The sequence below is a fragment of the Halomonas sp. IOP_14 genome (assembly GCF_021021315.1).
GTDB classification, from domain to species: domain Bacteria; phylum Pseudomonadota; class Gammaproteobacteria; order Pseudomonadales; family Halomonadaceae; genus Vreelandella; species Vreelandella titanicae.
The window spans coordinates 33056-45223 of record NZ_JAINWD010000048.1 but is presented as its reverse complement, the minus strand read 5'-3'; the positions used below and the strand labels follow the sequence as shown (position 1 = coordinate 45223).

The following is a 12168-nucleotide window of genomic DNA, read 5'->3' as shown; positions in this document are numbered from 1 at the left end:
GGCCAAATCCACGTGAAGTGACGAAGAACCAATTTTTTGTTATTCTTTATCATTAAAACTTACAATTAAATAGCGCACTTATTTATTAATACCAAATCCGGCGATGTTAAATTGAAGATTTTTAGGCGTTAATTATAGCTATTTATCGTTAGCACCTTTTGGATACCATCCACAAATCCCGGCTTGGTTACAGGCTTTCCATTAGAATCTAATAGACGACCATTTGTACCGATAGACCACCCAAAATTTGAGAGCCTGGAGCTACTTATGAAGTCAGAAAGAGCTTTTATCTCGATATCTGTAAGCGAATCATACAAGCGACATTCAACAGTCTTACTTTCTAGACGAAGATCAACCTCAACTTCTTTTACAGCTTTCAACTGATTAAGCTCGTTCCTGAGTTTCCTCTCGCTAGCAACCAGATCAAGGAGTCGATAGCGAATCTCAGGGTCTTCTATTCTTCCTGCCCAAGAAATTGGCTCAGCAGGAGTTGTATTGATAGCTTTTACGGGGTTTTCTGATTTGTAAGCATTTATTAAATCTCTGTAGACTTGCCCTGTAGCGTTTCTTATTGATTGCGTCTTAACGCCACCAAAACTCTCTGACAACCGCCCTATGGTCGCAATGCTGAAATCTTTTGATTTTCGATCAAGTTGAAAATCACATGCTTTTTTGACAACCGACAGATTATTTTTTACACGATTGCTAGGTGATTTTTCCAAAAGCTGTTCGTAAATTTTGTCAACGATTCTAGACACCTTAATACTCCGTATTTATTTTTCAGATGGAAGAGATATTGCTTTAGGTGTTTGGCCATTAAACATTAATTGAAGCCCTTCTTTAATCGCGCCCTCCTCTATCTGCAGGTCTTCCAGCGTGATCACTGCATCTTTGTCCATCAATTCGCTAACAGCATCCCAGCCTCCCAGTCTTGAACGAAGCATTTTGGTGATTTCATTTCCAATCTCTAGCTGCTGCCGCTCTGAAAGGGCAAAGAGCCCTGGCGAAAGCCCATTTTTACGAGCAAATAGATCTAATAGCTGTGTTCTTACCAGTGTTGCTTTTTGAGGTCTAGATGACTGATGGTAGCTGGCAGACTGGCAAACCATGTCAACATGCAGGAAATTACTAACTTCAGGAAAGTTCAAAAAAACACCTGCGTCCTGGTCAGTAGTTATTAAGTTGTGATGGGGGGATTTTGTAGAGTCGTTAATGCTGGAGTTTAGAATATTTATCGAATTCATGGAAAGACGAATTGCTACTATCAAATCACAGACAAGAGAATCAAATCTTGTTACCTCTTGTTCATAGTGGGCTTCAGTAAGTGCTATTTCATGGGAACCTGTGAAGTCTTGCTTTTCACGAAGCTTTTGGTACTGCTCGTCTTCCAAAGTGTCGATTTTCTGTCTTAATTCATCAATGACGATTGATGCAGCTTTGCATTCAAGTGTTATTTCGTTGCATAACATCTGAAGGCCGCCTAAAAAAGCAGGTCCTGAATAAAAAAAACGACAACGAAGACAGTTGCTATTTCCTAGATACCCTGCAGGTGTTGGATGATAAACTTTTGAGCTCTCACCTATCATATCACCGCCAATATCACACTTAGTACGTCCATTAGGACAAATCCCGTAATCCATCATGGTGTAGGCCGCTGAAGGCATTGTCGAATTATTTTTAACCAGTTCACCTCTAGAATTAACTAGCTCACTTGTTATTTGGTCCATCTTTCCTTGGCGAATTAACTGATCAACTCTGTTAGCTTGGTTCTTTATGATTAAAGATTCAGCATCGTTTAACGCTTCCCTTATTTCCTCAGCAGTAACTTTTGTATAATAGATCGTCATAACTAAAGATGAGTGACCAACAAGCTTCTGAACTACTTCAGGAGCTATTTTAGCGTCTCTTATAAAAGCTGTTATAAGAGACACACGCATAGAATGAAGAGTAAAAAGGGAATGAAGATTGCTCAAAGAATTTGCATCCTTCTTCCCTTTTCTTATCATTGTAAGGGGTAATTCCTTGTCTTGAATAAGATGTAGAACTCCAGCAAAGCCAGAACTGAGTTTGGCTTGCGTCAGTGGAATACCTCCTTGCAAGGAAGGGTCTCTAAAAAGAAAGCAGCTTCTACCTTTGTACCCATATTTTCTGAGTGTTCTATCATTTTCAGTTTTGACTTGATTAGTCCATTTGGTCGGTTTCTCCAGAGGGTTATACTTTGACTGCCAGTTTCTTAGCTGAATCAAAAGGGGAATAATTCTTTCGTCAACCCATGGAATATCGTATCCTTCAAAAGCATTAGAGGCCGTTTTGTTCGTGCTAACATGGCAAACAACTTCTTTATCACTACCAGGTTTGAAGAAACCTTGATGATATTTTTTGGGAACTCGATATTCTTTGAGAAGCTGGTTGTTTACCCATTTATATTTACCATTTTCTTCCTCAAGAATCTCGTAGTCAGCCTCTCCACTATCAAGCCAACATATTTGGGAGCCTCTGAATGGCATGAAGAGCTGCGTATATATCGCCACTACCCTCACGGGTGACCAAAGTTCGAAAACTCCATCTAGTTTACGCCAAACACAATTAGGATCGCTATCGTCAATGATATTTTTATCAGCAACAAACCACTCACCCACAAAATCAAAGAAATCAGTTGCATATTTTAGTCTTTCGTACAGTTCTGAAAAAGTTAATACCTCCTTTCCTGGTGGGATAATTAAGTGCCTGGCGCGCTGTATATAGCGGAAGGGAAGTGCTGGCTTTGTTGACTCATGGTTATTAAACCTAGGCTGAAAATCAACAGTTAACACCTTCCTATTTATTGGGTTTTCATATCCTTCTAAAACAATAATTTCGCCCGTTTCCTCGCAATGGTGTGAACATAGCCTTTCAATAACGAAGTCAAAAAATTTTTGAAGATGATTTACCGATGATATATTTTTCTGTGAATCTGGCAATGAGTCTATAAAACTATTTATATCTAGCCGAGGAGACTTGGAATCACAAAGGTACTCAGGTAGCACAGGCAGAGTTTTTTTGAAAAATACGAAAAAGTTTTTGATAAGAGATCTACGTGTTGAGTAAGATCCTGTTGAGGTAAGCCAGTCGTCAGCAATTTTTACCCATGGATAGTATTCTTCATTTTCAAATACAGAGATATAAGGATCTTTGTATAAGATCCGATCTATCCTCACGTTAGGCGAAACTGTTTTTGGGTTGTTTGGAAGCTCTGGTATTTTACTAGCAATTTCATCATACTCTTCACGAGTTTTTATTTTTTTGTCATGACAATACTTCTTAATAGTCCTAAGATCCCAAAGCTTTTCTGTACTAAAATTCAAAAAATCGAAAAATGAGCTAAAACCATAATATGCTAAAGGATCCTCAGGCAAAGAGCGGTAGAGTTTACGTAGAACTTTATAATCATTGATATTTTCAATATTTACTCCTTTTTTTCTTATTAATTTAACTGCATCTAGCGGATCTTGATAAACCAAACCAACAAAGCTAGGCCAATCATAGTATTGATCATATTTTGTATAGGTACGAGGAAGTCTTTTCTCCAATTTAACAAGAACCATGTATTCAAAAGGAACTTTTATCTTAACTGATGGTGAATTTAAAAACTCAACCGCCTCCTCGTAAGAAAAATACGATAGTGACAGAAAATCTTGCCAGCTAACCCACCCTTTATTTTTGTAAGTCGTCTGTGGATGGTAAGGAAGCATCGGGTCTTTTTTTCTTTTTCTTTTATAATCGGTTGGGTGCCTTATTTTTAATTTTCTTGCGGCCTCTTGTGCTTCTTTAACTGTGGGGTACAAGCCACGCAAGAATTCTTGCCAGCTTACCCAACCTGCCCCCTTGTATTTCCTCTCTGGAACTCTGGTTAACCTTGGGTCTTGTTGGTATCTTTCTACATATTCATTGTAAGTTTTTGCCTTTAGTTTCTTAGCAGCTTTAGCTGCTTCTTCGTAAGTTTTGTACAATTCCTTTTTATTTGTACCAAAGAAAGTGAACCAGTCAACCCATCCTTTTCTTTGATACTTTATATTAGGATGAGCAGGTAGCATTTTATCTTCACGGAATCTAACTTTGTATTCTGTAGTTTTTGTTATTCCAAGGTTCTGAACAGCTTTTTCAGCCTCTTCATAAGTACCATATCTTTGTTGGTCTAAAAAAATAGAAAAACCTTCCCACTCATCTGCATATATTTTCGCAGGATCAGAAGGGAGAAGAGGGTCTTCTTTATACATATTTTTGTATTCTATTGAATTCTCACATCTTAAAGCTTGCGCAGCAGCCTTAGCATCTTCGTATAATGCATATTTTTGAACACCTAAAAAAGACTTCCAGCTTATCCATTTATCTGAATATTTCATCTCTGGCTTGGCTGGCAATCGAGAATCTTCCTTATACCTTCTTACATACTCTATCTTTTTAACTATGTTCAGCTTAATTGCAGCAGAACTGGCTTCTTCATAGGTTTCATACTTCATTCACGTTAGTTCCCTTCAATTAAGTCTGATTTTGCATTCTTTGATTTATCACTGACTACTAAGTTGGCTACTTTTTTTAACTCTCGCGCAATTTTTTTTGTATGCGGATCTGTGTATGTTTTCTGGCTTTCTAAAGAACGGTGATGTAACGCACCCTTAATAATATATTCGTCAATATCAGAAGATAAATTTCGCGCTTCGGCTAACCTTTGACCGTACGCATGCCTATGGCAGTGAGGTGAGCCGCCCAATTCGAGATAGTGGCTAAGACCTATTCTTTTAACTGCCTTGTTATGCTTTTGCACAAAAGATTTTATGCTTAAGGGATCTCCGATCTTATTGGTGAATAAAAATGGGTGTTCCCTTCCTGGAAGGGGCTTCACACGCTGTTTTTCGACATATAACCTAAAAAGATCATAAAAGACATCTTGTATATTATCTCCAAATAGGAAGACCGGAAAATATTTACCAACGCTAGAAACTGTAGGATTCTTCCACCCTGCATGGTAAGACCTTTTGCTGGATGTAACTCTATCTTCAAGTCCATATTTTATCTTTAGAAAGGTCTTCCTATTACAGTTAGGGTTGTTTGTTAAGTGCCGGTACCATTGTGGTGCTAGCCCCTCTCTAGGGTGATACACTCGGATTTGCTGTAACCCTTCATTGGGAATTATATCATCAACATATAGATGAAACGGCTCTGACACCCTTAAACCGCCATAGTGCATTAGCATTGTAATTAAAATATTTGACAAATCGTATTTTTCTACACTTCTGTCATTTATAGACTTTCCTTTCTTCAAAAACCCCTGCCCAAGCAAGTCCCATATTCTATCTTCTTCAAAAGGTTTTTGGGGATCTTCTATGATAGAAACTTCGTTTCTATAGCTTACAGCTCTGGTTCTGCTAACTTCATTTGCCTTGTGGTCTGTTGAGTAAGTGTGCTTCAAAAATGATCGGTTCATACGATTATTATAAGCAGCAAGATTCATTAATTTTTCTGTTTTTGTTGCAACACGCCTAGGGTTCAGCAGCTCACTTGCGCCATCTTTTTGATCATATAGCCAATCTGAGTAAAGTGTAATATGGCGAATAATCTCATTACCCGAGCCTTTAGACCTCGGCTGCCACCTAAGACCTGTAGGATCGAAGCCCTCTTCATCTACAGTCCCATCGAAAAGCCGTTGAGCAAATGTCTCAAACATAATTGCGGGATTTTTGAATATATCTCCATTGGCATATGAATAGTCAATCAACAACCTGACAGCCTGAATGGACTTGTCCATCCAACCGCTGCGACGGCCGCGCAGTCTTCTGTAGATCATGTATTCAAGGTGGGACTTCAATATAGCGCCGTTCACCGCTACCGCCTTCATAGCAAGAGAAGCGGAGTGGTTGTCTATCTTGGCTCTAACTTTAACAACAGCGCTGTTTAGATACATGATAAGCTCTATATACTAATAGTACATAGTATGTGGTTATATGTTATTTATCACTGATTGTAAAGCTGATAATTAGCTAAAATACAGGCATATTGTACATAAATAGTATGCTCAATTTAGGGGGTATTTCTGGATCGTATGGAATTCCACGTTTACGAAACCGGCGAAACCATCCGCGCCGAACAGCGCCCAATTATTGTTATTACCTCGAATAATGAAAAAGAGCTGCCGGATGCATTCCTACGCCGCTGCTTTTTCCACTACATCGAGTTCCCTGACCGCGAGACCATGCAGGCGATTGTCGATGTGCACTTCCCGGATATCGCCCCCCGGCTGGTCAGCGAAGCCCTAGAGGTATTTTTTGAGCTACGTAAAGCGCCAGGCCTCAAGAAAAAGCCTTCCACGTCTGAACTAGTCGACTGGCTCAAGCTACTGATGGCTGACAATATTGCTCAAGAGGCGCTCTACAACCGCGATCCGACCAAAGCGCTGCCGCCCATGGCAGGTGCACTGGTCAAAAACGAGCAGGACACTCAACTGCTGGAACGCCTGGCGTTTATGATCCGCCGCCAGAAAGGCACAGGCCGCTAAGCCATGTTTATCGGCCTGTTTGAGACCTTAAAACGCGCGGGCGTTCCGGTATCGCTACGCGAGCTGCTGGATCTTCACGCCGTGGTGGAACGCGGTGTGGTGTTCGCCGACATGGAGGCGTTTTATCAGGTAGCGCGCACGGTGATGGTCAAGGACGAACGCCACTTCGACCGCTTTGATCGTGCCTTCGCCGCCTGGTTTAAAGGCCTTGAGGATATGGACGCCGCCATTGAGGCGCTAATCCCTGACGACTGGCTACGCCGTGAGTTTGAGAAGCAGCTAACGGATGAAGAGAAAGCCGAAATCGAATCCCTGGGCGGGCTTGAAGAACTCATCGAAACGTTCAAGAAACGCCTGGAGGAGCAAAAAGAGCGCCACGCGGGCGGCAACAAATGGATCGGCACCGGCGGCACTAGCCCCTTTGGCGCCTACGGCTACAACCCGGAAGGCATTCGCATTGGTCAGGATGGATCGCGCCACCGCCGAGCCACCAAGGTCTGGGACGAGCGACGCTTCCGCGATTACGATGATTCTCTGGAATTAGGCACGCGCAATATCAAAATGGCGCTCCGCCGCCTGCGCAAGTTTGCCCGCCAAGGGGCGTTAGATGAGTTTGACGTGGATAGCACCATCCGTGAAACCGCCAAGGACGCCGGGCTACTCAACGTGCAGATGCGCCCAGAGCGCCATAACGCCGTTAAAGTGCTGCTATTTTTGGATGTGGGCGGCTCGATGGATGATCATATTCGCGTCTGCGAAGAACTGTTCTCTGCCGCCCGTTCAGAGTTCAAGCATCTTGAGCACTACTACTTTCATAACTGCCTTTACGAAGGGGTTTGGCGAAACAATATGCGTCGGGGTAACGAGCGGATCCCGACCATGGATGTTTTGCACACCTACGGTGCGGATTACCAGGTAGTGATTGTCGGTGACGCGGCCATGTCTCCCTATGAGGTCACCCACCCCGGCGGCAGCGTCGAGCACTTCAACGACGAAGCGGGCGGCGTTTGGCTTAAGCGTTTATGCGAAACGTTTCCTCGCCTGGCGTGGCTTAACCCTATGCCGCCCCGAGCCTGGGAGTACACCTACTCGACCCAATTGATCCGCGAGATCATCGATGACCGCATGTACCCCATGACCATGGAGGGTTTGGAAACCGCCATGCGCGAGCTAGCAAAGAAGTAGTCTGATTATCTGGCCATGCGCGTCAGCACGTCGTGGTGAGTCAGCTTGCGATGCAAAATGGCCATCACGATGTGCCCTACGATCAACGCTAACAATGTCCAGCCTAGCTCACCGTGGAGCAAACCGCCCAGATCTGTCATCCAGGTGATTTCCTCGCCTTCAAAACCTGACATCAGCGTAAAGCCAAACACCTCAAGCGAGCGGCCCGAACCGTACTGGCGAATAAGCGCAATCGTCGGAATCACCATCATCAAGCCGTAGAGAACAAGATGGCCCAACTTTGCCATAACGCTCACCGATGGCGGGCGGCGCGACGCATTGGCTAACGCCCATATCGCTCTCAGTATGACTAAGGTCAGTAGCAATACACCCACTGGGTAATGGGTTCCCCAGAAGAACTCTTCAAAGGGTGTGTCCGGAAAAAGCCAGTGCGCCGTGGCACTCGTAAACTGCCAAGCAAACAGTAGCGCCATCCCCCAATGCAACAAGCGGCTAATCGCACCGTAACGTTGACTGTTATCCATTATCGGTAATGCCATGCAGCTTCTCCCTTCTTTTAATAAGCTAGTCGTGATGCTTATTTTATAGGGGCAACACGTAAATAACATGGCAACAACGTGCAACTTAGTTGCACAAACTGGAACGCAGCGTTTCCTAAGGGCTATTAAAGCGACTGCGGGAAATCGTTTAAGCCCTTCAAAAATGCCTGTTTGGCCGTTTCAAACGCCTTAGGGTCATGTTTAAAGCGACGCAGGATAAGCGCTTCATCCAACACTAGGGTAGGCGCTAATTCGCGAATACTCTTGGCAGGGTGGCGAGCGCCCAAGCCAATACGCTTTCCATCCACCCCGCCGAACCAGCGCTTAATGCCACTTTTTTGATAGAACGCTTCTCGTTCGGCGTTATCCACTTCGACACGTAGCGGCGCTTTCAGAGTAAGTTCGCTGATTAACCGCTGCTGGGCATCTGCCTGGTCAAGCGCGCAGGCGTGAGTCACCGTCATGCCCTCGCCCTCCTCGTCCAGCACTAGTAGTGCCAGCGCTTGAGGTTTACCCTGTCTATCAACAGCAGCAAACAGCCGCGCTGCTTCTTGCGGAAAAAACACACTGCAGGTGCCGGTGAACACGACCAGCGGCGTAAGACCCGCCTCTTGTCCGTAAACCTCAGCGCATAATCGCGCCAGACAGGCGTTGCGCTGGGCCTCTGCGTTAACGTGTACGACCTTCATTTGAATCATCCTCACCGACTAAAAACCCGCAAGCCTAGAGCAAACATCACCGTTTTGACAGCGCGACGTGCCTCACCACGACGTCCATTCATTTTTACTGATACTGAACACTACTGTTAACAATCTGTCGAAAAGAACTGTAAGTGTGAACATCACCTAGAAGGAGCTAGTATGCCCACCTTTATGAATGACCCTACCATGCCCACACCAAGCTTCCCCGGTAGCCACATGGTAGTCGATGATCACTATGTGTTTATTTCAGGACTGACCGTTGGCGATCTCTCTAACGGCCACGCAGTCAAAGGCGACGTTAAAGAAGAGACTCGCCTTGTGATGCGCGCACTATCGCGCATGCTTGAAATGGAAGGCGGCAGCTTAGCGGATATAGTGCGGGTGGATATCCACCTCACGGATCTACACGCTATCCAAGACATGGACACTGTTTACGCGGAGTACTTTGAACCTGGCCGCTACCCTGCCCGCACCTGCACCGAATCCCCTAACCTCTACGGCGGAAGCAGTATTGAAATCACTGTGATGGCGAAGCGCCCGCATCAATCAGCGCAATAACCGCCTCAATGTCGATATGGGCTTCCAGCATATCGGCTAAACGGTCAAGCTCACGTTCTCGGTGAGCTTGATAATCGCTCTGCTCTCCATTAACGAGTCCCAACTGCTTCAGTAGGGCTTGGCAGGCCTCCGGGTGGTCAAATAACCCGTGCAGGTAAGTACCGATTATTTGGCCATCCTCACTGACCGCGCCTTCTGGTCGGCCTTCTATGTCAAATAATGGCACGTTAAGCGCCTGCCCCTCGCTTACGCCGTTATGAATTTCATATCCGGTGACGGTTACCCCTTCAGCAACGGTCACGCCGCGAACATTGCGTAGCTGTTTGCCTGCCAACATTCGAGTGGTCAGCGGCAACAAGCCCAAGCCCGCCACTTTTACTGGCTTACCCTCCAGACCATCAGGGTCATCCACCCATTCGCCCAGCATTTGAAAGCCACCGCAAATACCTAACACCTTGCCGCCGTAGCGCAGGTGGCGCTGAATGGCGTTATCCCAGCCCTGTTGCTTTAACCACGCCAAATCGCTCGCGGTACTTTTACTGCCGGGCAGAATGACCACATCGGCGGCGGGAATCGGCTGGTCGGGCCCCACAAAGGTCAGCGATACCTGTGGGTGCAACCGCAGCGGATCGAAGTCAGTGTGGTTACTGATGCGCGGTAGCGCCGGAACGATCACGTTAAGCGTCTGGCTAGCCTTTTCGGCGTGGGTTAAACCAATGCTATCTTCAGCATCCAGCAGCAGCCCCTGCAGATAAGGCAGTGTTCCGAATACGGTTTTTCCCGTACGCTCCTCCAACCATTCAAGCCCCGGCTTAAGCAGCGCTATATCACCTCGAAAGCGGTTGATAATAAAGCCTTTGGTACGCGCCTGTTCGCTCTCGCTCAAGAGCGCCAACGTACCTACCAATTGGGCGAATACCCCACCGCGGTCAATATCACCCACCAGTATCACTGGACAGTCAGCCGCTTCAGCAAAGCCCATATTGGCGATATCCCCCTCGCGCAGGTTGATCTCAGCAGGGCTGCCCGCCCCTTCGGCAATAATGACATCAAAGCGGTTTTCCAACGCCTGCCATGCCGCCATCACGCTCTCTTTCGCGGTGCGTTTATAGGCGTGGTAATCCAGCGCATCCATATGGCCATGCACTTTGCCGCGTAAAATCACCTGGGCGCCACGATCGGTTTCCGGCTTTAACAGTACCGGGTTCATATCACTGTGGGGCGCTAAATAGCAGGCTTGCGCCTGTAACGCCGTGGAACGGCCAATCTCGCCGCCGTCCTCAGTCACGGCGCTATTCAATGCCATATTCTGGGGTTTAAATGGCGCCACCGATACTCCACGCCTTGCCAGCGCGCGGCAAAGGGCAGCTACCACAGTGCTTTTACCCGCATCCGAGGTGGTGCCTTGAATCATCAGTGTAGCCATAAAGAAGTCTCGTCCAGGTGAACAAGAGCGAGACTTTAGCGGGAGGGGCTAAGCGGTGCAATGTGTTCAATCTCCGCTTAAGCACGCTGCTGCCCTTAATAATCAAAAATACTTTTTATTGCCATCAATTCGTCATACGCCATCTCTAGGCTGATACCTAATAAATGAGATCGATCTCATTGCACCAGCAACAGGTATTCGCATGGCAGATTTACTCAGTGTGGCCAAACTCGCCGGGGTTTCCCGGGCAACCGCGGCGCGGGCTTTTTCAAGCCCCGATTTGGTACGCCCAGCTACCCGAGAACGCGTTTTAAACGCTGCCCGGCAGCTGGCGTTTAGGCCTAATAAAATCGCCCAACAGCTTCGCTCTCAAGCGACGCAGATGATTGGCGTGATGGTGCCCAGTCTCGATAACCCGGTGTTTGCCGAGCAGCTACAAGCCATGGAAGTAGCAGCCAGAGCGGCTGGTTACTCACTGATCGTTACCACCAGTGAATACTCTCCCAGCCGGGAGGGTGACATTGTTGAGGAGATGCTGCGCCAGCGCGTGGATGGCTTGGTGCTTACCGTGGCTGAAGCCGATAACAGTGCCGTGCTGGACAAGCTAAGTGTGGAAACCACCCCGTGCTTACTGGTCTACAACCCACCTGGGAACAGCGGTTTCCCCTCCATCGGTGTCGATAACCGCGTCGCCAGCGCTGATGCCACCCACCATTTAATCACTTTGGGTCATGAGCGCATTGGCATGGTCGCTGGCCCGCTGCTGCAATCAGACCGCGCCCGGCAGCGCTTTGACGGTTACTGCCACGCTATGCGCGAGGCAGGCCTGATCGCACGCCCGTTGGTTGAGATGACCCGCCATACCCAAGCTGACCTGAAAAGCCTAACACCTGCACTGCAAGGGCCAGAGGCTCTCAGCGCGGTGATCTGTACCAATGATCTGCTCGCCATCAGCCTGATGGGCGAATTACAACGCGCAGGTTTTAACGTGCCTGGCGACCTTTCTGTGATGGGCTTTGATGGCATTACCTTAGGCAAGCACCTCTACCCATCGCTATGCACTATTGAGCAGCCTCGCGCCGACATTGGGCGCACCGCGGTTCACACCTTGTTAGCCATGATTCGGGGAGAAAAATGCACACCCGCTCCCCTGCCCCACGCATTGCGTAAGGGCGAAAGTGTCGGAATCCCGGCATCCCGCAAGTCCACGTTAAGCACTTTATAGAG

General features: G+C 46.8%; 9 protein-coding genes and 1 pseudogene. 4 read left to right on the top strand and 6 right to left on the bottom strand.

From position 1 onward, the window contains the following. Nucleotides 1–128 precede the first annotated feature (128 nt). From gmtX to gmtY, 3 genes are read right to left on the bottom strand one after another with little or no spacing between them, the layout of a single operon-like run. Nucleotides 129–758, bottom strand: a complete 630-nt coding sequence (gmtX, locus tag K7H09_RS21560) for a gamma-mobile-trio protein GmtX (protein ID WP_230805935.1) — start codon at nt 756–758, stop codon at nt 129–131. Between the two features lie 15 nt (nt 759–773). Next, complete coding sequence (gene gmtZ, locus K7H09_RS21555) at nt 774–4499, bottom strand: gamma-mobile-trio integrase GmtZ (protein WP_230805933.1); 3726 nt, start codon at nt 4497–4499, stop codon at nt 774–776. 5 nt (nt 4500–4504) lie between these two features. Beyond that, on the bottom strand, nt 4505–5941 hold the full coding sequence (gene gmtY / locus K7H09_RS21550) for a gamma-mobile-trio recombinase GmtY (protein WP_230805931.1): 1437 nt from the start codon (nt 5939–5941) through the stop codon (nt 4505–4507). Between the two features lie 129 nt (nt 5942–6070). On the opposite strand from gmtY, the pseudogene K7H09_RS21545 reads away from it, so the two are divergent. Next, nucleotides 6071–6532 (top strand): annotated as a pseudogene (locus K7H09_RS21545) (AAA family ATPase); the annotation flags it as partial. 3 nt (nt 6533–6535) lie between these two features. Beyond that, entirely contained in the window at nt 6536–7717 is a 1182-nt protein-coding gene (locus K7H09_RS21540) for a vWA domain-containing protein (RefSeq protein WP_141440960.1), read from the top strand. Between the two features lie 5 nt (nt 7718–7722). Here the strand turns inward: K7H09_RS21540 and K7H09_RS21535 are convergent, their stop codons facing one another. Then, nucleotides 7723–8256: a cytochrome b gene (locus tag K7H09_RS21535; RefSeq protein WP_041158554.1), complete on the bottom strand. Its 534-nt coding sequence runs from the start codon at nt 8254–8256 to the stop codon at nt 7723–7725. A 125-nt stretch (nt 8257–8381) separates the two neighbouring features. Continuing rightward, on the bottom strand, nt 8382–8945 hold the full coding sequence (locus K7H09_RS21530) for a hypothetical protein (RefSeq protein WP_027957562.1): 564 nt from the start codon (nt 8943–8945) through the stop codon (nt 8382–8384). Between the two features lie 171 nt (nt 8946–9116). On the opposite strand from K7H09_RS21530, the gene K7H09_RS21525 reads away from it, so the two are divergent. Next, the gene (locus K7H09_RS21525) at nt 9117–9515 is read left to right on the top strand and encodes a RidA family protein (protein ID WP_022523133.1); all 399 of its coding nucleotides are present in this window, start codon (nt 9117–9119) and stop codon (nt 9513–9515) included. Here K7H09_RS21525 and K7H09_RS21520 read toward each other — a convergent pair. Next, nucleotides 9475–10941 carry a cobyric acid synthase gene (locus K7H09_RS21520; RefSeq protein ID WP_041158555.1) on the bottom strand — a complete coding sequence of 489 codons (1467 nt, stop codon included), beginning with the start codon at nt 10939–10941 and terminating at the stop codon, nt 9475–9477. The genes K7H09_RS21525 and K7H09_RS21520 overlap by 41 nt on opposite strands. Before the next feature lie 202 nt (nt 10942–11143). Here K7H09_RS21520 and K7H09_RS21515 point away from each other — a divergent pair, with 202 nt between their 5' ends. Then, nucleotides 11144–12166 carry a substrate-binding domain-containing protein gene (locus K7H09_RS21515; protein WP_041158556.1) on the top strand — a complete coding sequence of 341 codons (1023 nt, stop codon included), beginning with the start codon at nt 11144–11146 and terminating at the stop codon, nt 12164–12166. Nucleotides 12167–12168 lie beyond the last annotated feature (2 nt).

Excerpts from the sequence above, each read along its gene's own strand:
- gmtZ (WP_230805933.1), bottom strand. The coding sequence starts at position 4,499 with ATGAAGTATGAAACCTATGAAGAAGCCAGTTCTGCTGCAATTAAGCTG.
- gmtY (WP_230805931.1), bottom strand. The coding sequence starts at position 5,941 with ATGTATCTAAACAGCGCTGTTGTTAAAGTTAGAGCCAAGATAGACAAC.
- K7H09_RS21540 (WP_141440960.1), top strand. The coding sequence starts at position 6,536 with ATGTTTATCGGCCTGTTTGAGACCTTAAAACGCGCGGGCGTTCCGGTA.
- K7H09_RS21535 (WP_041158554.1), bottom strand. The coding sequence starts at position 8,256 with ATGGCATTACCGATAATGGATAACAGTCAACGTTACGGTGCGATTAGC.
- K7H09_RS21530 (WP_027957562.1), bottom strand. The coding sequence starts at position 8,945 with ATGAAGGTCGTACACGTTAACGCAGAGGCCCAGCGCAACGCCTGTCTG.
- K7H09_RS21525 (WP_022523133.1), top strand. The coding sequence starts at position 9,117 with ATGCCCACCTTTATGAATGACCCTACCATGCCCACACCAAGCTTCCCC.
- K7H09_RS21520 (WP_041158555.1), bottom strand. The coding sequence starts at position 10,941 with ATGGCTACACTGATGATTCAAGGCACCACCTCGGATGCGGGTAAAAGC.
- K7H09_RS21515 (WP_041158556.1), top strand. The coding sequence starts at position 11,144 with ATGGCAGATTTACTCAGTGTGGCCAAACTCGCCGGGGTTTCCCGGGCA.